The following is a 20,912-nucleotide window of genomic DNA, read 5'->3' as shown; positions in this document are numbered from 1 at the left end:
CATCCGCGACTTCATCACTTGGGCAAGAGAACTCTGAATGTACAACAGTAATGGTTACTTATGGAAAATGCTGCTGTTTATTGCGGTGGCGACAGTGCCCGTTGCTATTGTTTCATTTTGGTTACTGAGCCATGACTACATACAGATCGGCCATGTTGCGCTCCTCATCGGAGCGGCGGTGTTGCCGGCCTTTGTCCTGTTCACCAAACTGGTGCGGGAGATGCAGGCGGTCGCCTTCCGAATGGAGCGGGCGGCGATCATGTCGCCTCTGGAAGGGGAGGATCGGACTACCTTACGCGAGGGGTTGCTGCCGCTCGATAATGTCCTGCTGACCATGGAGCAGTATCGCCGGGTATTGCAGCATATGTTGCGGGAGGCGCAGTCACGCCAGGACGAGGCGTCGCTCCTCTTTGATATGCTGCCGGATCCGGTTCTGGTGCTGGGCAACAAGCGCCGCATTCGCCGGTCAAATGACGCGGCGAATCAGTTTTTCGACGTCCAGGAGATGGAGGGGGACCTGACCCGCTTCATTCGCCATCCGGCGCTGCTGAAGGCGGTTGATACCGCCTATGAGGGAAAGGAGCCGGACAGCCGGATCGAATTCACCATCTCCGATGTTGTGCCGCGCCATGTTGCAGCCTATATCGTCAACCTGAAAGGCGAGAGCAGCGAGGGGTTGCGGCTTATCGTGACGCTGCATGACCTGACGGCGTCCCGCCGGATGCAGCAGATGCGGGTTGATTTCGTCGCTAACGCCAGTCATGAACTCAGAACCCCGCTGGCCATCCTGATCGGCGCGCTTGAAACCCTGATAGGGCCGGCGCGCAACGATCTGGAGGCACATAAGCGATTCTTCACCATGATGCAGGCGCAATCCCTCAGGATGTCGCAGCTTATTGATGACCTTCTGTCCCTGTCCCAGATTGAGATAAATGAGCACAGCCGCCCCTCTGCTCGGGTTGACCTTGGCAAGGTCTTGTGCGGGGTCAGCAGCCTGATCAAGGCGAAAGCGGTCAATCTCGACAAGACGCTCACCCTCGATCTGCCGGAAGAGCCGGTCTTTGTGATCGGCGATTTTGATCAGTTGACCCAGGTCTTTACGAACCTTGTCGATAACGCCTTGAAATACAGCTTCGAGGAGAGTGAGGTTCGAGTCGAGGTCAGCGCGAATGGTCGCGAGGCCAGCGTTGCGGTTATTGACGAGGGGGAGGGGATCGCGGAAGAGCATCTTTCCCGGTTGACGGAGCGGTTTTACCGCGTTGATAGCGACCGCAGCCGCAAGCTTGGCGGGACCGGCCTCGGACTCGCCATCGTTAAGCATATCGTGAGTCGGCACCGTGGCCATCTGGAGATTGACTCAAATGTCGGAAAAGGCTCCCGTTTTACGGTCAGGCTACCCCTTTCGGCCGAATAAGTCTTGGTTTTCCGCCCTTTTTCCGCTGTAACATTACTGTCACAAAACTGTAGTATTTCTGTCGTCATTGAAGCGCATTGTCCCGCCATCGGCGGAGACGCTGTCGGAATAAATTAACGGAGAATGAAACGTGCTAAACAAAACTTTCGGTCTGGCAATCGCCGCAACGGTCGCCACTGTTGCCTTTTCAGGACAGGCCCTGGCTCGCGATCAGATCAGGATCGTTGGGTCTTCGACGGTATTCCCCTTTTCAACCGCAGTCGCAGAAGCCTTCGGCAGCAACGGCAAGTTCAAAACTCCCGTTGTTGAAAGCACCGGTTCAGGTGGTGGTCTCAAGCTCTTCTGTGCCGGTGTCGGCATTGATACGCCGGATATCACAAATGCGTCGCGCCGTATCAAGAGTTCAGAAGTTGAAAAATGCGCCGCTGCCGGCGTGACCGATATTACGGAAGTAAAAGTCGGTTATGACGGGATCGTAATTGCGAATTCCAAAGCGAATGCGCCATTGACCCTGACCAAGAAACAGATCTTCATGGCGCTGGCCAAGCAGGTGCCGATCGACGGCAAGCTGGTCGATAATCCCTACATGACCTGGAAGGATGTTGATCCGTCCCTCCCGGATACAAAGATCGAGGTTCTCGGCCCGCCGCCAACCAGCGGAACCCGTGACGCTTTCGTCGAGCTTGCCATGGAAGGCGGCGCGAAGGAATTCGACATGCTGGCGGAGATGAAGAAGTCAGACAAGAATGGCTTCAAGGCGGCGGCCCATACCATTCGCGAAGATGGCGCCTTCATCGAAACAGGTGAAAATGACAACCTGATCGTTCAGAAACTCGAAGCCAATCCGGATGCCGTCGGCATCTTCGGTTTCAGCTTCCTCGACCAGAATGCCGACAAGCTTCAGGGCGCGACGGTCGGCGGTGTTGAACCGACGTTCGACAATATCGCAGAAGGCAAATACGGCATTTCCCGCTCCCTTTTCTTCTATGTGAAGGATGCGCATGTCGGCGAAGTTCCGGGTATCAAGGAATACATTGCTGAATTCACCAGCGAAAAAGCCTTTGGCGAATTCGGTTACCTCACGGAAAAGGGCCTGATTCCGCTGACTGAAGCCGAGCGCGAAAAAGTTCGCTCTGATGCTATGGCACTTGCCCCTTTGAAACTGATGTAATCAGTAACGCGAGAGCGGATGGCAATAGCCGTCCGCTCTTTCTCTCTTCCCCGTGTCATAAGTAGCTGTGAAAAGAAACAGACATGAGCTTCTATCCTCTTCTTATCGTTCTTCTGCTGATGTCTGCTGTCGGATATTGGTTCGGATCGAAAAAGGCGCTTGGCGCGGTTCGCAAATCCTCCAGCTTTATTACCCCCCGGCCGCATCAGTTTGGCCTTTATGTGGTTATCTGGGCCCTTGTGCCTCCGGTATTACTCGGGGCCCTGTGGGTTATGCTGCAAATGACACCGCTTCAGATGGAGGCGGGGACGACACAACAGATCGACCGGATTTTCTTTCCGGTCCTTATCCTTCTGGCTGCTGGCGCCGGACTTTATATCTCCATCCTGCGGATCAATCCGGATCTTCGGGTGCGCAAGACGATTGAAGGACTGGTCTATATCGTCCTGATCCTGGCGTCGATTGTCTCTATCCTGACGACGCTCGGCATTGTCCTGTCGCTTTTGTTCGAGACGATCCAGTTTTTCAAGAAGGTTCCGATGACGGAGTTCTTCTTCGGCCTTAACTGGAGCCCGCAAACCGCCCTTCGCGCGGATCAGGTCGGCTCTTCGGGTTCCTTCGGCTCTATCCCGCTCTTTACCGGCACCCTGCTGATCACCTTTATCGCCATGTGTGTCGCGGTGCCGCTCGGGCTGTTGAGCGCGGTCTATATGACGGAGTATGCTTCCAGCAAGTTTCGCGCAGTCGTCAAGCCGCTGCTAGAGATTCTCGCGGGCATCCCGACAGTGGTATATGGCTTTTTTGCCGCGTTGACAGTTGGTGTGTTCTTTCGCGACGTTGGCGATGCCGTCGGGATCGATATCGTTTCGGAAAGCGCGCTTGCCGCAGGTTTTGTGATGGGAATGATGATCATTCCGTTTGTCTCCTCCTTGAGCGATGACATCATCATGGCCGTGCCGCAGAGCTTGCGTGATGGCTCATATGGTCTCGGCGCAACGAAATCGGAGACGGTGCGAAAGGTTATCCTGCCGGCGGCATTACCGGGCATTGTGGGCGCGGTCCTGCTGGCTGTCAGCCGGGCTATTGGTGAGACAATGATTGTGGTTATGGCCGCAGGCTTCGCCGCCAACCTGACGGCAAACCCGCTTGAAGCCGTTACAACGGTTACCGTCCAGATTGTTGGCCTGCTGGTCGGGGATCAGGAATTCGACAGTGCCAAGACACTGGCTGCCTTTGCCCTGGCCCTGGTGCTGTTTGTTGTCACTCTATGCCTGAACGTGATCGCCTTGATCGTGGTTCGGAAATATCGGGAAAAATATGACTGATACGAATTCAAATCCTGCGGGAACAAGCTGGAATTCCGAGAAATTTGCGGCAAACCTCGCGAAACGTAAGCGATCCGAGCGGCGCTTTCGCCTGCTCGGCCTGCTGGCGATCGTAACGGCGCTGACTTTGCTGGCAATTCTCCTGTTCAGTATTTTTAGCAAGGGGTATACCGCCTTTGTTCAAACCTACATCACTCTTGACGTCACTTTCACGGAATCTGTGATCGATAAGGACGGAAAGCGCGATCCGGAAATCCTTCGTTATGCTAACTATACAAAGCTGGTGCAGGATGCGTTGCGGGCGAAGTTTCCGGAAGTTGAAGGACGGCGTAACCTTCGAACCCTTTTCTCTCTGGTCAGCAATGACGCGAGCGATACTTTGCGGGATATGGTGGAACAGGACCCGGGCCTGATTGGCAAGACTGTCCAAGTTTCCCTGCTGGCGGGCGATGATGTGGATATGCTCAACAAGGGCTATATCGACCGGAATGCGGATCAAGACAACCGCCGTGTCAAGGATCAGGAGCTTCGCTGGCTGGATATCCTGCAAGACGAAGGCGATCTAGAGCTTCATTTCAATACCAACTTCTTTACCAACGGCGACAGCCGTGAGCCGGAGAAAGCAGGTATTGCGGGGGCCATGGTCGGGTCTTTCTATACCCTGATTATTACCATGGCGATTGCCTTTCCCATTGGTGTGATGACGGCCATCTATCTGGAGGAATTCGCTCCGCGCAGCAAATTCAATGACCTGATCGAGGTGAATATCAACAATCTGGCGGCAGTGCCCTCCATTGTGTTCGGTTTGCTGGGCCTCGCCATCTTCCTTAATGTTGCGCATCTACCGAGGTCGGCGCCGATTGTGGGCGGATTGACCCTCGCGCTGATGACTCTGCCGACGATTATTATTGCGTCCCGTGCTGCTATCCGTGCCGTGCCGGACAGTATCCGCCAGGCTGCGCTCGGCCTTGGCGCCTCGAAGCAGCAGGCTGCCTTCCATCATGTCCTGCCGCTCTCGATGCCGGGGATATTGACGGGAACGATCATCGGCCTCGCGCAGGCGCTCGGCGAGACCGCGCCGCTTCTGATGATCGGGATGGTCGCCTTTATCGCCGACATTCCCGGTGGGATCAACGATCCGGCAACCGTGATGCCGGTGCAGATCTTCCTCTGGGCAGACAGCCCGGAACGCGCCTTTGTCGAAAAAACCTCCGGGGCAATCATGGTATTGCTCGCCTTCCTGATCACGATGAACGCTTTGGCGGTCCTGCTTCGCAAGAAGTTCGAACGTCGCTGGTAAAAGGATATGAATGTGCAAATCCAACAAATAGACGAACAGCAGGCTGCCCGACGGGGCGAGACCGAAGACATGATTATCAAGACGCGGGATGTCGATGTTTTCTACGGCGACAATCAGGCGCTGAAGCATGTCTCGCTGAATATCCCGAAGCACCAGATCACCTCGCTGATCGGGCCTTCGGGATGCGGCAAGTCAACGTACCTGCGCTGCATCAACCGGATGAATGATACGGTCGACGGCTGTCGCGTGGAAGGGGAAATCCTGCTGGACGGCGTCGATATTTATGGACCGGATGTGGACGAGGTTCTGCTTCGGGCGCGGGTCGGGATGGTGTTCCAGAAGCCCAACCCGTTTCCCAAATCGATTTATGACAACATCGCCTATGGTCCCCGCATTCATGGCCTCGCCGCCAATAAGGACGAGCTGGACGAGATCGTGCTAACCAGCCTTGAAAAGGCAGGGCTGATCAAGGAAGTGCAGGATCGCCTGCATTCCTCCGGTACCGGCCTTTCCGGCGGACAGCAGCAGCGGCTCTGTATCGCACGGGCCCTTGCGGTGCGCCCTGACATTATCCTGATGGACGAACCTTGTTCGGCGCTTGATCCGATTGCGACGGCTAAGGTCGAAGAATTGATCGATGAGCTGAAAGAAAACTACACCATCATCATCGTCACCCATTCCATGCAGCAGGCCGCGCGTATTTCCCAGAAAACGGCGTTTTTCCATCTTGGCGAGATTGTCGAGGCCGGGGAGACGGAGAAATTGTTCACCAGCCCCTCCGACGAGCGGACCCAGGGCTATATCACTGGACGGTTTGGTTGATGAAACAGTCAGTTACAGGAGAATCCTATTATGAGTAGCGGCCATATCGTCAAATCCTATGACGAAGAACTTGAAGCGGTGCGCAATACCATTGTCGAGATGGGCGGGCTTGCCGAATCTCAGCTGGAGGCGGCGGTTCGCGCCCTGACCGAGCGGAACTCAGAACTGGCCCTCAAGACGATCGAGGGGGACAAGATTGTTGATGAACTGGAACATTCCGTCGATAACATGGCGATCCGGATGCTGGCGCTCAGAAGCCCGGTTGCGGATGATTTACGGCTGGTGATTTCGGCGTTGAAGATCGCCTCGGTATTGGAACGGGTCGCAGATTACGCGGCGAATATTGCCAAGCGCGTCGTTGCCCTCAATCAAGGACCGACGATTGCCGCAACCTCCACCATCCCGCGCATGGGAGCGATGGTACGGCGGATGATCGATGACGTACTGACGGCTTATTCCAACGGTGATGCGGAACTTGCCCATGATGTCTGGGTCCGTGATCAGGAAGTCGATCAGCTCTATAACAGCATGTTTCGCGAATTGCTGACCTTTATGATGGAAGATCCGCGTAGCATTACAAGCTGTACCCATCTAATATTCATGGCGAAGAATATCGAGCGGATGGGCGATCACATGACCAATATCGCCGAGATTATTATCTATCAGGTAAACGGCGAAATGCCGCGTGAACCGCGCCCAAAGGGCGACAAGACCAGCGTTACCATGATCGAGAATGATGGCTCTGAAAGTACTTGAGTAAGAAAATGAAGATACTTGTTGTTGAAGACGAGCCGGCCATGGTCGAGCTTTTGCGGTACAACCTCGAAAGTGAGGGTTTTGATGTCGCGACAGCCCATGACGGGGACGAGGCAATGCTCGCCTTGGAGGAGGAGCGGCCGGATATGCTGCTACTCGACTGGATGCTGCCGAAAGTCTCCGGGATTGAAATCTGCCGCCGCCTGCGCCGTGACCAGAGGCATGGTAACATGCCGGTTATTATGATCACCGCACGCGGCGAGGAAGCGGACCGGGTGCGGGGCCTTGATGTCGGGGCGGATGACTATGTGGCGAAACCTTTCTCACCGGCCGAACTGATGGCCCGCATTCGCGCCGTACTCCGCCGCCGCAATCCGGACGCAGGGAGTGAGCAGTTGAACGTGGCGGATGTGGTAGTTGATCTGGTCGCCTACAAGGTCCGGCGCGGAACAAGGGAACTGCGCCTTGGCCCGACGGAATTCAAGTTGTTGCGCTATTTCATGGAGCGGGCAGGGCGGGTCCTGACACGGGAGCAACTGCTCGACGGGGTGTGGGGCCAGAACGTCTATGTTGAGGACCGGACGGTCGATGTCCATATCCGCCGCTTGCGCAAGGCGCTCAATGAGAAGGGCGAGACGGACCTGATCCGGACAGTGCGCGCGGTCGGCTACTGCTTCGAAAAAGCATAAACGCCGCCCACAGAAGCCCGTGGACGGCGTTCAGGATAGGTTTGCGGTTTGCCTAGCTGGCGGAGGCAGTCTTGATTTGGTCTTTCAGCTTTTCAATCAGGCCGTCAACGCCGGATTGACTGACGACGGAGGCAAATTCTGACCGGTGCGTCTGCGCCATACTGAGGCCTTCAATGATCACATCGACTATTTTCTCGCCGTTGTCGGTCTTGCGGACACGCCAGTCAAGTTTGATGGGTGGGCCGTCGGGACGGACAATCAAAGAGTGAACAAGCGATTCCTTGTCGTTAAGCGAGGTCGCATTCTTGATCTGCAGGTCTTCCCCGGAGTAGGAGCCGATCTTGTCGCTGTAGCTCGCGACCATGAAGTCGCGAAAAACCTTCAGGAACTCTTCCCGCTGCGTTTCAGTCGCATTTCGCCAGGACTGCCCCAGGACAAAGCGTCCTATCCGCGGCATGTCAAAGCTGTCATCCAGGAATTTTTCGAACTTTTCCCGTTTTTGCGCTTCACTCAGGGACGCATCCGAGAGTGTCTTGACGGCTTCATCGCCGATATTCTTGACCAGTGTCAGCGCTGCCTGTTCTTTCGTATCGTCGGCAACCGCCGGAGAGGGGAGGGTAAGTGCCATTGCCAAGGCAGACATCACGAACCCGCTAAAGAACCTTCTATTCATCAACATTTACAACATCCTCAACGGAAAAAGCCCGTTTGAAAGAAATTAAATTTTGAAAATATTAAAACCAGCGGCGGCCTAGTTTTTCTTGGCCATGTTCTCGTCATCATCGTCAAAGTTCATACTTGGCAATTGTGTCGAATTGCTGGCGCCATTGTGGATTAAATTGTTCCTGTTCTGGCGATAGAGACTTCTGATGGCGGCGTAGAAATCAATGGAGGTCCGCTCAATCTCGTCGAGGGCCCCGAGAGACCGGGAGCGTTGATCGAGCCCCGTAGCGGCCGCGCGGATAATGCCGACATTGTCCATGTCATTCTCACGGGCGGCATAATTGATCGGGTCGAGATAGTAATCGGCAACCCCGCCAACAGCGGCGCGCGTTGTTCTCGGTCCCAGCACAGGAACCACAAGATACGGTCCCTCGCTAATTCCCCAGACGGCGAAGGTCTGGCCCATGTCTTCCGGCTGGGTATTCAGCTTGGCAACATCGAACAGGCCGCCGACCCCGAGGAACGTATTGGTAAAGAACGCGCCCATGTTGTCACCGGCGCGGTTGAGTTCGCCCTGCAGTACGTTATTGATCAGGTAAATGGGCTGTGACAGGTTGGTCAGGAAGTTGGTAACGCTGTCACGGACGGGTGTCGGGACAACCCCGCGATACATTTCCGCCACCGGCTTCAGGAACAGGGCATCGAGCGCATAGTTCACATCGAAGAAATAACGGTTCATGGGCTCCAGCGGATCATAAACCTCATCATTCATGACGGCGACCGCCTTGCCTTCTGTCTGCGGCGGTGTCGCACACCCACTAACGAGAACAAGCAGAACAGCGGCTGCAAGGCCGAATTTTAAGGAGGATGATATCGAACGCAAACCCATATTATTCTTTTCCAACTCTGTACCAAGGACCGAATATACTGAGCACTGTATCCGGGAACGGTTACGAAAGTCTTTAACCTTGTTTGTTAACCCTGTTTAACCGTTTTCGGCAATAAAACAATAGCCTTAGACAGAAATACATTGGCTTTAGTTGGTATCACAAGGTCCATATCAACGCGAGTCGCTGTCATTTAAGCAATTTAGAATCCTGATTTACTGTGGCGAAAAAGTCGCTGTTTATACATCTTTTCCTCTGTACAAAGATATAAGGATATGTTTATATCGTATAACTTTTTGGTTTCATTGAGGTTGCCTTGGAAAATTTGTTACATGGTTTGCGCGCTGCCGGGGAAGAGACCCGGCTTAGATTGCTTGTACTCTGTGCTCATTCCGAGCTGACAGTGAGTGAGCTTACGCAGATTCTCGGCCAGAGTCAGCCGCGTGTTTCCCGTCATCTAAAACTACTGTGCGATGCAGGCTTGCTGGATCGTTATCAGGAAGGAAGTTGGGTGTATTATCGACTCTCCGCCAAGAGCGGCGCGTCCTTGCTGGCGCGTACGCTGGTCGATCTCGTACCCGAGGCCGACCCGGTTGTTTCCCGCGATCTTGAGCGTCTGGAAGCGGTCAAGAAGGTCCGGAATATCGCGGCCGAGGAATATTTTCGGGAAAATGCGGCCCATTGGCGGGAAATCCGCTCGCTCCATGTGCCGGAAGAGGCGGTAGAGGCCGTTCTGCTGGAAATGACAGAGGAACATGATATTGCCGATTTCCTGGATATCGGCACGGGCACGGGGCGGATGCTGGAGCTTTTCGGCCCCCGGGTCGAGCATGCAATCGGCGTCGATACCAGCCGCGAGATGCTGTCTTTTGCGCGCTCCGCGATTGAAGAGGCGGGCCTGCGCAATTGTCAGGTGCGCCTTGCGGATATGTATAACCTGCCGCTCACCAGCGACACACAGGATGCGATCCTGTTTCATCAGGTGCTGCATTATGCGGAAAATCCCGCCACTGCCATTCGCGAGGCCGCTCGTCTTCTGAAAGGGAACGGCATTCTGGCGATTGTCGATTTCGCGCCGCATGATCTTGAAAGCCTGCGCACAGATCATGCGCACCGTCATATGGGCTTTTCCGAAGCCGAGATCTGGCGCTATTGCGAGCAGGCGGGCCTCGTGCCCGGTGATTTCAGAAAACTCGAGGGAGACCCCCTCACCGTGAATATCTGGACGGCGGCCCCGACGGCCGCGTCCCAATCCAAAGGAGCCGTTGCGTCATGATCATGTCAGGAATTCCGGTAAAGGGAACGGAGAGTGACGGCCTTTTGGTTGCCAACCCGTCCAGCCGTGTGAATGTCTCCTTTGAGTTTTTCCCGCCGACTTCCGATGCCCTTGCCGAAAAACATTGGCAGGCGTTGGAGCGCCTTGCGCCGCTGGGTCCGAAGTTTGTCTCCGTGACCTATGGGGCAGGGGGCTCGACTCGGGAAAGAACCCACGCCCTTGTCAGCAAGATCAGGAGGGAAACAACGCTGGAGCCGGCGGCCCATCTGACCTGCGTCGGCGCAACGAAGCAGGAACTCGAAGAGGTAATCGAGCAGTATTGGGAGAGCGGCATCAAACATCTGGTGGCCCTGCGTGGCGATCCGCCGGAGGGGTATCAATCCTTCGCGCCTCATCCGGGCGGTTTTTCTGGCTCCGTCGAGCTCATAGAGTTTCTGAAAAAGAAACATGATTTTGAGGTTTCGGTGGGCTGCTATCCGGAAATTCATCCTGATGCGCGCTCCAGCCTAGCGGATATTGACTACCTGAAGCGGAAAATGGATGCGGGAGCGACCCGGGCCATCACGCAGTTTTTCTTCGATCCGGATGTCTATCTCCGGTTCGTTGACCGGGCGCAGGCCCATGGCATCACCATTCCGATCGTGCCGGGAATCCTGCCCGTCACCAGCTATTCGAAAATCCATCAGTTCAGCAAGCAATGCGGGACGCAGGTTCCGGCCTGGTTGACCCATCTGTTCGAGGAACTGGACGACGATCCGTCCACCCGGAACCTCGTCGCGGCGATGGTCGCGTCGGAGCAATGCCTGCAGCTCCAGCGCGCCGGGGTGACGGATTTTCATTTCTATACGCTGAACCGGGCCGATCTAGTCTATTCCGTTTGCCATACACTTGGCCTCAGAGCGCAAAAAGAAGCCGTAACCGCTTAATATTATTAATTTTCGGACGAACAGGTCGTGTTTATGAAAAAGTCATCCGCCTTCACAGAAATTGAAGCGATCCTCGCCAAACGTATCATGGTTCTTGACGGGGCCATGGGCACGATGATCCAGGGGTGCCGCCTGACGGAGGAGGATTACCGTGGCGAGGCTTATGCGGATGTGCATAATGACCTGAAGGGAAATAATGACCTGTTGACCCTGACCAAGCCGGACGTGATCGAGAAAATCCACGATGATTTCCTCGCTGCCGGGGCGGATATTCTGGAAACCAACACCTTTAACTCAACCTCCATTGCGCAGGCCGACTACAAGCTGGAAAGCGCGGTCTACGAGCTGAACAGGCAAGGCGCGGCGCTTGCCCGCAAGGCCGCTGATCGCTGGAGCGAGAAAACGCCAGAGAAACCGCGATATGTCGCGGGCGTGCTCGGGCCAACCAATCGCACAGCCTCCATCTCGCCGGATGTAAACGATCCGGGCTATCGCAATGTGACCTTCGATGAACTGGTCGCGGCCTATGACGAGGCGCTTCGCGGCCTGATGGACGGCGGGGCGCAGATTATCCTGATCGAGACTGTCTTCGACAGCCTCAACTGCAAGGCAGCGATCTATGCGGTGCTGCGCTATTTCGACGAGACGGGCATCCGCCATCCGGTCATGGTGTCGGGCACAATTACCGACGCTTCCGGCCGCACCCTTTCCGGGCAGACGGCGGAAGCGTTCTGGGCCTCGATGGCGCATGTAAAGCCGATCAGTATCGGGTTCAATTGTGCGTTGGGTGCCAAGGACTTGCGGCCGCATGTTCAGGCAGTATCAAATGTTGCGACGGCGCATGTCAGCGTCCACCCCAATGCCGGTTTGCCTAACGAGCTGGGCGATTATGATGATACCCCGGCCTATATGGCGGAACAGCTGGCGGAGTTTGCGAAAAGCGGCCTTGTGAATATTGTCGGCGGCTGCTGCGGCACCCAGCCCGGGCATATTGCCGCCATCGCAGAGGCGGTCGCGCAATATGCACCGCGCAGTCTTCCGAAAATTGAACCGGTCTGCCGTCTGAGCGGCCTAGAGCCACTCTATATGGATGATGTCGCCGGTTTTGTGAATGTCGGGGAGCGGACGAATGTTGCCGGTTCCGCCAAGTTCAAGAAACTGGTGATGGACGGCGATTATGATACCGCCCTCGATATTGCCCGCGAACAGGTTCTGAACGGCGCGCAGATCGTCGATGTCAATATGGATGACGCCATGCTGGACGCCAAATCCGCCATGGTGACCTTTCTCAATCTCATCGCGTCGGAGCCGGATATCAGCCGGGTACCGCTGATGATCGACAGCTCGAAATGGGAAGTTCTGGAAGCGGGGCTCAAAACCGTGCAGGGCAAGGGCGTTGTCAATTCCATTTCGCTGAAAGAAGGCGAGGAGGAATTTATCGCTCATGCGCGGGAGTTGCGCCGCTATGGCGCGGCGGCAGTCGTCATGGCGTTTGATGAAGACGGGCAGGCGGACAGCAAGGAACGGATGATCGAGATCTGCACGCGTTGCTACAAGATCCTGACGGAAATTGTTGATTTTCCTCCTGAAGATATCATTTTCGATCCGAATATTTTCCCGATCGCGACGGGCATTGACGAGCATCGGAACTTCTCCCGCGATTATATCGAGGCGACGAAAGTTCTGAAGGAAACGCTTCCGCATATCCAGATCAGCGGCGGCGTCAGCAACATGTCCTTTTCGCTCCGCGGTAACAACCCGATGCGCGAGGCCATGCATTCGGTCTTTCTTTATCACGCGATCAAGGCCGGTATGGATATGGGGATCGTTAATGCGGGCCAGCTCGCCGTCTATTCCGATATCCCCGAAGATCTCCGTAACCGGATCGAGGATGTCGTCTTCAACAAGAGTGAGGAAGCAACCGAGCGACTGCTGGAAGTGGCGGAACAGGCCATCGGACAAAAACGCAGCAATGTCATAGACTTGTCGTGGAGAGAAGGGACGGTGGGTGAACGCCTGACCCATTCCCTGGTCAAGGGCATCACCGATTATATCATTGAGGATACGGAAGAAGCGCGCCAGCAGTTTCCGCGCCCCATCCAGGTGATTGAGGGGCCGCTGATGGACGGGATGAACGTGGTGGGCGACCTGTTCGGTTCGGGCAAGATGTTCCTGCCGCAGGTGGTGAAAAGCGCCCGCGTGATGAAGCAGGCGGTCGCGCATTTGCTGCCCTATATCGAGGCTGAAAAGGACAAGAGCGGTGAATCCCAGACCAAGGGCAAGATATTGATGGCAACGGTCAAGGGGGATGTCCATGATATCGGCAAGAATATCGTCGGCGTTGTCCTGCAATGCAATAATTTTGAAGTGATCGACCTTGGCGTGATGGTGCCCTACACCAAGATTCTGGAAACGGCGATTGCGGAGAAAGTTGATATTATCGGGCTTTCCGGGCTGATTACCCCATCCCTGGAGGAAATGGCGACTGTCGCGGCGGAGATGCAGCGACAGGATTTCCACCTGCCCCTGCTGATCGGCGGGGCGACAACGTCGAAGGTGCATACGGCCCTTAAAATCGCGCCGCAGTATGATGGCACGACGATCTATGTGACCGATGCGTCGCGCGCCGTCGGTATCGCGACGCGCCTCACCAGTAACGAGAATAACAAGGAACTGGTGGACAGCATCAAGGTGGAATATGAACAGGTGCGGGAGAATTACCTGAAAAAATCGCGTCCTGACCAGCAATCGACGCTGGAAGAGGCGCGGGCGAATGCCGTCCCGATCGACTGGGACAATTATCAGCCGCCGGTTCCCGCACAGCTGGGCCTGAATGAATTTGCGGATATCGATCTTGGCGCCTTGGTGGATTATATCGACTGGTCGCCTTTCTTCCGTACATGGGAATTGGCAGGGCATTTCCCGAAAATCCTTGATGACGAGGTGGTGGGCGCCACCGCGACAGAGCTTTATAGCGATGCGCGCGCCATGCTCGACAAGGTCATCGCCGAGAAATGGATGAGCGCCAGGGCGATTGTGGGGCTGTTCCCGGCGGCGCGAGACGGCGACGATGTCATTGTCTACACAAACGAGAACCGAGATGAAGTTCTTCACAGGTTCCATTTCCTCCGCCAGCAGATGAGCCGGAAAAACGGACGCGCGAACCACAGCCTCGCGGATTTCATCGCATCAAAAGAAAGCGGCATCCCCGATTATATCGGCGGCTTTGCGGTAACGGCGGGATTGGGAATTGAGGCGAAACTTGAGGAATTCAAGAAAACCCATGATGATTACAGCAGTATTATGCTCAAAGCCCTTGCCGACAGGCTGGCCGAGGCGCTCGCCGAATATATGCATGAAAAGACGCGAAAAGAGCTCTGGGGCTATGCGAAAGAAGAAGAGCTCAGCAATGAGCAGCTGGTGAAGGAGGCCTATCAGGGCATCCGTCCGGCGCCGGGCTACCCTGCCTGTCCCGAGCATTCGGAAAAGCGCGGGCTGTTTGACTTGCTGAAGGCGGAAAAGCGGGTTGGTATTGAACTGACCGAGAGTTTCGCCATGATGCCCGCCTCGTCGGTCTCCGGATTGTATTTTTCCCATCCCGACGCGCGCTATTTCGGGATTGGAAATGTTGGCCGGGATCAGGTTGAGGATTATGCGAAACGCAAGAATATCTCTCCCGATGCGGCGGAAAGACTGCTGGCATCGAACCTCGCCTATGAGCGGACGCGCCGGGCGAGCTAAGGTAACGACCCTAATGACGCAAATTTGATTTTCAGGTGATGAAACGGATGCGGATAATGGCGTCTGTCTAACAAGAGGATCGCCATGTTTCACCGTCTTACGCTTATCGGGTTTTTCTCACTCTTTCTGGGGATTGCAAATGCGTCGGCCTTTGACGAGGTCAACACGTCCTTTTTGGGCGGTCTGGCCGTCGATGGCCATGACAGTACTGCCTATTTCCAGAAGAGCGCGCCAACCGAAGGGGCGGAGGAGTATGTCGTCGAGTATAAAGGCGCGACATGGCGTTTTGCGGATGCCAAAAGTCGCGATCTCTTTGCCGCCGCGCCGGATTCTTACGCGCCGCAATATGGCGGTTACTGCTCCAACCAGATGAGTCTTGGCAATCTTGCCGATATCGACCCCGGTGTCTGGCTGATTTATGAGAACAGGCTCTATCTCTTCGGCCATGACGCGGGGCGCAACCGCTGGGAGACGACCGGCATTCCTGAGCGGATCAGGGATGCGGATGAAAACTGGTGGAAATTCCTCGCCGGAAAATAGCTACTTCCCGAAGCCGCCGCCGCTCGGTGTCTGGATAACGAAGATATCGCCCGCCGCCATGTCGGTCTTGTCGCGGCCCTCTAGCTCCTCGGTCTTTCCGTCCTTCCGGATCACCCATTGCTTGCCGACTTCTCCGTCCTTGCCGCCCATGAGGCCGAAGGGCGGGACCTTGCGGTGGCTGGACAGCAGCGCCGCCGACATCGGCTCATGAAAGCGGAGCTTGCGAAGCGTTCCGTCGCCGCCCTTATGCGCGCCCTTGCCGCCGGAACCTCGGCGAATTTCAAAACTCTCCAGCGTCACCGGAAATCGCCATTCCAGTACCTCCGGATCGGTGAGGCGGGAATTGGTCATATGGGTATGGACCGCACTGGTACCGTCGAAATCCGGCCCGGCGCCGGAGCCGCCGCAGATCGTCTCGTAATACTGGTATTTGTCGTTGCCGAAGGTGAAGTTATTCATCGTCCCCTGCGCCGCCGCCATCACTCCGAGTGCGCCGAACAGGCAGTCTGTGATGCATTGCGAGGTTTCGACATTGCCCGCCACCACGGCCGCCGGATATTCCGGTGACAGCATGGATTTTTCGGGTACGATAATCTCCAGCGGCTTGAGACATCCGGCGTTAAGCGGAATATCGCTCTCAACGAGGCAGCGGAACACATAGAGCACTGCTGCTGTGGTCACCGCCCGCGGCGCGTTGTAGTTGGTCGGATGCTGCCCGCTGGTGCCGGTGAAGTCGATGCAGGCCGTCCGCTCCTGCTTGTCGATCGAGATTTTGACCTTGATTTCATATCCGTCATCGAGGGCATAGGTAAAGCTGCCGTCTTTCAGCACATCCAGTACCCGGCGCACCGATTCTTCCGCATTGTCCTGCACATGGCCCATATAGGCATGAACCACTTCAAGGCTGAAATGATCGACCATCTTGCGGAGTTCCTGAATGCCTTTCTCGCAGGCCGCGATCTGCGCTTTCAGGTCGGCCATGTTCTGGTCTGTGTTGCGGGAAGGGTATTTCCCGGATTTCAGGATATTGACGATTTCCGCTTCGCACAGCTTGCCGCCATCGACGAGCAGGACGTTATCGAGGATGACGCCTTCCTCCTCCACCGTGCGGCTGTCGGGCGGCATGGAGCCCGGCGTAATCCCGCCGATATCCGCGTGATGCCCGCGGCTCGCGACATAGAACAGCACCTCGGTGCCGTCGAGGTCGAAAACCGGGGTAATCACGGTGACGTCCGGCAGATGCGTCCCGCCGTTATAGGGGGCGTTCAGGACGAAGACATCGCCCGCCTTCATGGTCGCCTTGTGCTTGCGGATGACGGCCTTGATGCTCTCCGACATGGAGCCGAGATGAACGGGCATATGCGGGGCATTGGCGATCAGATCACCGTTCAGATCAAAGACCGCGCAGGAGAAATCAAGCCGTTCCTTGATATTCACGGAATAGGCGGTTTTTTCCAGCACTGTGCCCATCTGCTCGGCGACATTCATGAAGAGATTGTTGAAAATCTCCAGCATAACCGGATCGACCTCGGTCCCGATCGCCATCTCCCGGGTGAGTTCCTTTACCCGCGTAAGGATGAGGTGGCCATGGCGGTTCATTTCCGCCTGCCAGCCGGGCTCGATCACATTCGTACCGGTTTTCTCGACGATTACGGCGGGGCCGTCGATGCGCGCACCGGCAGGCAGGGTGTTGCGATCATAAAACGGGCAGTCCTGCCATGTGTCGCCCATAAAGATCTGCTGACGGGAGAGGGGGGTGATGTTGACCTCGCCCTCCGCGTCCGGCAGGGCCGGATCCTCGATCTTGTCGCCAACCCCGACGACTTCGACAGCGGCGGCCTCGACGATCAGTGATTTTTCAGGGGTGGTAAAACCGAAGCGCTGACGATGTGCGGTTTCGAAGGCCTTGATAACCTCCGCAAGCGGCCCGTCATCGACAATCATCGTCGTATCGGAGCCCTGATATTTGATATGGAGTTTCCGCTCAACACGGATACGGGACTCCTCCGCACCTTGCGCCTGCATTTCGGCGTAGCCTTCCTTGGCGAGGGCATCCAGCGTTGCAGCGATGTCGGAAAGGGCGCTTTCGACAAGCGTAACCTCCATCGCCTTTTCCTTCAGCACCCGAAGGTCGGCAAGCCCCATGCCGAAGGCGGAAAGAACGCCTGCGTAAGGGTGCAGCATGATCTTCTTCATGCCAAGGCTGTCGGCCACGAGACAGGCGTGTTGTCCGCCTGCCCCGCCGAAGGAGGTGAGGACATATTCGGAGACGTCATAGCCCCGCTGGACGGAGATTTTCTTGATGGCATTGGCCATATTCTCGACCGCGATAAACAGGAATCCTTTCGCGACTTCCTCAGGCGTGCGGGCATCGCCGGTGGCGGCGCTGATCTCCGCGGCGAGGGTTTTGAATTTCTCGTGAACGGTCTCCACATCCAGCGCCTCGTCTGCATCGGGACCGAAGACCTTTGGGAAAAACTCCGGCGCGAGCTTGCCGAGCATGACATTGCAGTCGGTCACCGTGAGCGGGCCGCCCTTGCGATAGCAGGCTGGGCCGGGGTTGGCCCCGGCGCTGTCCGGGCCGACCTTATAGCGGGCGCCGTCGAACTCGAGGATCGAGCCGCCGCCCGCCGCCACCGTGTTGATCAGCATCATCGGCGCGCGCATGCGCACCCCGGCGACCTCTGTCTCGAAGGTCCGTTCATATTCCCCGCCGTAATGGGAGACATCGGTGGAGGTACCGCCCATGTCGAAGCCGATCACCTTGTCGAAACCCGCCATGGCCGATGTCTGCACCATGCCAACCACGCCACCCGCAGGGCCGGAAAGAATGGCATCCTTGCCTTGGAAAAAATGCGCGTCCGTCAGGCCACCGTTCGATTGCATGAACATCAGCCGAGTATCGCCCAGTTCCGATGCCACCCGGTCGACATAGCGTCTGAGAATAGGGGAGAGATAGGCATCGACGACCGTGGTGTCGCCCCGGCTGACCAGTTTCATCAGCGGGCTGGTCCCGTGACTGGTGGACACCTGTGTAAAGCCGATGTCCTTTGCAATCTCGGCCACCGCTTTTTCATGATCGGGATAGCGGTAGCCATGCATGAAGACAATGGCGCAGGCACGAAGACCATCCTCATAGGCTTTTTGCAGGGTCTTCCGCGCGGCATCGGTGTCGAGGGCACGGATAACCTCTCCGCCTGCGCCCAATCGTTCGGGCACCTCGATCACCTGTTTGTAGAGCATTTCCGGAAGTTCGATATGCAGGGCGAACAGTTTCGGTCTTGTCTGGTATCCGATCCGGAGGCTGTCGCGGAACCCCTCCGTCGTCACCAGGAGGAGCGGCTCGCCTTTGCGTTCCAGCAGGGCATTGGTCGCCACAGTCGTGCCCATCTTCACCGCATCGATCTGCGAGGCCGGAATATCGTCTGTCTTGTCAAGGCCCAAGAGGTCGCGAATGCCCTGAAGCGCCGCATCTTCATATTGCTCCGGGTTCTCGCTGAGCAGCTTGTGGGTGACAATGGCGCCCTCGGGCGTGCGGGCGACAAGGTCGGTAAAGGTGCCGCCGCGATCGACCCAGAATTGCCAGTCGCCGGTTGCTGTGTCATCCGTGGATTTTGTCATTCGTTGTCTCGATTGGTGTTGTGAAGGCTCGGTGGCGCGTTCCTTTTCCATATCATTCGGCAGAGGCCATCGTAAAGCTGTATCGGCAATTGTCCGGTTCTGTATTCACGAAATGACGCTGTCGCGCGTTGTTAGAGCGAAAAGAATTCACGAAAGCGCCCAGCATGACATTAGAAGAACAATCCGAAAACTATGTGCCTCTCTCCCGTTCGGCGATCTGGGAGTTGCAGCGGAGTTATTATTCCCGCCTCGGCATTAACGCCTGGCAGCCGAACATGGTGCCGAACTATGTCACGACCAATCCGTTCATCGCACGAAGCTATGCCCAGGTGATTGAGGGCTTTCTGGAGGATTTTGGAGTGGCCCGTGCGTCCGGCGGAGAACGCGAGCCATATTACATCATTGAACTCGGTGCCGGATCGGGCCGGTTCGCCTATGGATTCCTGAAGTTTTTTTTCTCCCCGGAACAGATGGCTGTTCGCAAGAAGCGTGACGTTGTCTATGTCATGACCGATATCAGCGAAACGACCATCAAATACTGGCGTCGGCATCCGCAGTTAAAATCCTTTATCGACATGGGCGTACTCGATTTTGCCTATCTGGATGCCCTGAAGGACCACCCGATCGACCTGTTGGTCTCGAAGAAAAGGATTGAGCCGGGCAAGCTTTCAAATCCGCTGTCCGTTATCGCCAACTATGTATTCGACAGCATTCCCCATGATCTCTACGCCGCATCGAACGGAAAGCTGATGGCACGACATGTCTGTCACAGGATCGAGACGGATAGCATGGAAATTGACGAGATTGTCCGGGATACGGACTTCGGCTATCACGAGGAACCCTGCGGTACGGACATTTACGACAATGAAGACTGGAACCGCATCCTTGAGATATACCTGAAGGTCAAAGGAGGTATAAATTTCTCCTTTCCGGTGGGCGGGTTGACGGCGCTGGACAGACTTGCTGCGCTTACCTCTGGGCCAATGTTCTGCCTCGCCGGGGACTTCGGGGCCTCGAATCTCTCGGTGCTCGCGGATATGCCGCCGCGCAAGATCGCCCGGAATGGCACCTATTCCCTGCATGTTAATTTCCATGCAATATCAGAATATGTGGCCTTGCGAAAAGGCCGGTATTTTTCACCCGGACATGCAAAATCCTCGCTGGAAATGGCGGGAATCCTGATGAACCCGGGGCGGCGGCAAAATAGGCATCTTGCGCATCGCTTCAATATGCATATCCGCGATACGGGACCGGATGAGTTTTTCATGCTGAAAAAAATGGCTGAGGAGAATTTTGAGACCCATAGTCTGTCAAGGATTCTTGCCCTCTTTCGAATGGGCCATGGCGATATCAAATTATTCCGTGGATGTAGTAACGCCTTGTTGAAGGCGCTTACCGGGGCGAATGAGTTTGAGAGAGACTCTGTTGTCGCAGAACTGATGAAGGTCGATGACATATTTTTCCGCTGCGACCGGACGGCAGACCCGGCCATCTTGATTCTTCAGATTTTACTGAGCCTGAATGCAAAGAAGGAAACCCTTCAGATTCTTTCGCGAAACCGGAAATTTCTGGAGCAGACACCAGAGGGAATCCTTGCCCTTGCGGATTCGCTGCACCGGCTCGGCCGGGCAGAAGACGCTGTTCCACCGCTGAAAATGCTTCTCTCGCGGGAACCCGGGCATCCCGAGGCGAAAGCCCTGATGGCGCGTCTGTCGAGCGGAAAAATGTGCGAAAAATCTGCCTAAGCTGCTGATTTCAGGGATGGAGTAAGAAAATTTAAA

General features: G+C 56.0%; 15 protein-coding genes. 12 read left to right on the top strand and 3 right to left on the bottom strand.

Going from position 1 to position 20,912, the window contains the following annotated elements; genetic code table 11:
- The first annotated feature begins 37 nt into the window (after positions 1 to 37).
- From AACZ19_RS00765 to phoB, 7 genes are all read left to right on the top strand, one after another.
- Positions 38 to 1,414: an ATP-binding protein gene (locus AACZ19_RS00765; protein WP_339630218.1), complete on the top strand. Its 1,377-nt coding sequence runs from the start codon at positions 38 to 40 to the stop codon at positions 1,412 to 1,414.
- Between the two features lie 130 nt (positions 1,415 to 1,544).
- Complete coding sequence (locus AACZ19_RS00760; RefSeq protein WP_339630216.1) at positions 1,545 to 2,585, top strand: PstS family phosphate ABC transporter substrate-binding protein; 1,041 nt, start codon at positions 1,545 to 1,547, stop codon at positions 2,583 to 2,585.
- An 83-nt stretch (positions 2,586 to 2,668) separates the two neighbouring features.
- The gene (gene pstC / locus AACZ19_RS00755; protein WP_339630214.1) at positions 2,669 to 3,910 is read left to right on the top strand and encodes a phosphate ABC transporter permease subunit PstC; all 1,242 of its coding nucleotides are present in this window, start codon (positions 2,669 to 2,671) and stop codon (positions 3,908 to 3,910) included.
- Positions 3,903 to 5,210 carry a phosphate ABC transporter permease PstA gene (gene pstA, locus AACZ19_RS00750; protein WP_339630212.1) on the top strand — a complete coding sequence of 436 codons (1,308 nt, stop codon included), beginning with the start codon at positions 3,903 to 3,905 and terminating at the stop codon, positions 5,208 to 5,210. The genes pstC and pstA overlap by 8 nt, the downstream gene beginning before the upstream one ends.
- Positions 5,211 to 5,222: 12 nt before the next feature.
- Positions 5,223 to 6,032: a phosphate ABC transporter ATP-binding protein PstB gene (gene pstB / locus AACZ19_RS00745; RefSeq protein WP_339630210.1), complete on the top strand. Its 810-nt coding sequence runs from the start codon at positions 5,223 to 5,225 to the stop codon at positions 6,030 to 6,032.
- Positions 6,033 to 6,062: 30 nt separating this feature from the next.
- Entirely contained in the window at positions 6,063 to 6,788 is a 726-nt protein-coding gene (gene phoU / locus AACZ19_RS00740; RefSeq protein WP_339630208.1) for a phosphate signaling complex protein PhoU, read from the top strand.
- 8 nt (positions 6,789 to 6,796) lie between these two features.
- Positions 6,797 to 7,477 carry a phosphate regulon transcriptional regulator PhoB gene (phoB, locus tag AACZ19_RS00735; protein WP_339630206.1) on the top strand — a complete coding sequence of 227 codons (681 nt, stop codon included), beginning with the start codon at positions 6,797 to 6,799 and terminating at the stop codon, positions 7,475 to 7,477.
- A gap of 52 nt (positions 7,478 to 7,529) precedes the next feature.
- On the opposite strand, the gene AACZ19_RS00730 is transcribed toward phoB, so the two are convergent.
- Both AACZ19_RS00730 and AACZ19_RS00725 read right to left on the bottom strand, forming a co-directional pair.
- Positions 7,530 to 8,156, bottom strand: a complete 627-nt coding sequence (locus AACZ19_RS00730) for an ABC transporter substrate-binding protein (RefSeq protein WP_339630205.1) — start codon at positions 8,154 to 8,156, stop codon at positions 7,530 to 7,532.
- A gap of 72 nt (positions 8,157 to 8,228) precedes the next feature.
- On the bottom strand, positions 8,229 to 9,029 hold the full coding sequence (locus AACZ19_RS00725; RefSeq protein ID WP_339630203.1) for a VacJ family lipoprotein: 801 nt from the start codon (positions 9,027 to 9,029) through the stop codon (positions 8,229 to 8,231).
- Between the two features lie 314 nt (positions 9,030 to 9,343).
- On the opposite strand from AACZ19_RS00725, the gene AACZ19_RS00720 reads away from it, so the two are divergent.
- The 4 genes from AACZ19_RS00720 to AACZ19_RS00705 all read left to right on the top strand — a co-directional run bounded on the left by AACZ19_RS00720 (position 9,344) and on the right by AACZ19_RS00705 (position 15,510).
- The gene (locus tag AACZ19_RS00720; RefSeq protein WP_339630201.1) at positions 9,344 to 10,303 is read left to right on the top strand and encodes a metalloregulator ArsR/SmtB family transcription factor; all 960 of its coding nucleotides are present in this window, start codon (positions 9,344 to 9,346) and stop codon (positions 10,301 to 10,303) included.
- Positions 10,300 to 11,229, top strand: a complete 930-nt coding sequence (gene metF / locus AACZ19_RS00715; protein WP_339630199.1) for a methylenetetrahydrofolate reductase [NAD(P)H] — start codon at positions 10,300 to 10,302, stop codon at positions 11,227 to 11,229. Before AACZ19_RS00720 ends, metF begins: the two co-directional genes overlap by 4 nt.
- A 33-nt stretch (positions 11,230 to 11,262) precedes the next feature.
- Positions 11,263 to 14,970: a methionine synthase gene (metH, locus tag AACZ19_RS00710; protein WP_339630198.1), complete on the top strand. Its 3,708-nt coding sequence runs from the start codon at positions 11,263 to 11,265 to the stop codon at positions 14,968 to 14,970.
- A gap of 84 nt (positions 14,971 to 15,054) precedes the next feature.
- Positions 15,055 to 15,510 (top strand): YHS domain-containing (seleno)protein, encoded by a 456-nt coding sequence (locus AACZ19_RS00705; RefSeq protein ID WP_339630197.1) that lies wholly within the window; start codon positions 15,055 to 15,057, stop codon positions 15,508 to 15,510.
- Here AACZ19_RS00705 and AACZ19_RS00700 read toward each other — a convergent pair whose 3' ends face one another.
- Positions 15,511 to 19,131: a hydantoinase B/oxoprolinase family protein gene (locus AACZ19_RS00700; RefSeq protein WP_339630195.1), complete on the bottom strand. Its 3,621-nt coding sequence runs from the start codon at positions 19,129 to 19,131 to the stop codon at positions 15,511 to 15,513.
- Positions 19,132 to 19,295: 164 nt separating this feature from the next.
- Here AACZ19_RS00700 and AACZ19_RS00695 point away from each other — a divergent pair, with 164 nt between their 5' ends.
- Positions 19,296 to 20,876: an SAM-dependent methyltransferase gene (locus AACZ19_RS00695; protein ID WP_339630193.1), complete on the top strand. Its 1,581-nt coding sequence runs from the start codon at positions 19,296 to 19,298 to the stop codon at positions 20,874 to 20,876.
- Positions 20,877 to 20,912 lie beyond the last annotated feature (36 nt).

Source organism: uncultured Sneathiella sp., from assembly GCF_963973085.1.
In the GTDB taxonomy this organism is placed as follows: domain Bacteria; phylum Pseudomonadota; class Alphaproteobacteria; order Sneathiellales; family Sneathiellaceae; genus Sneathiella.
The sequence above is the reverse complement of the archived record's forward strand: the minus strand, read 5'-3'. Positions and strand labels throughout refer to the sequence as shown.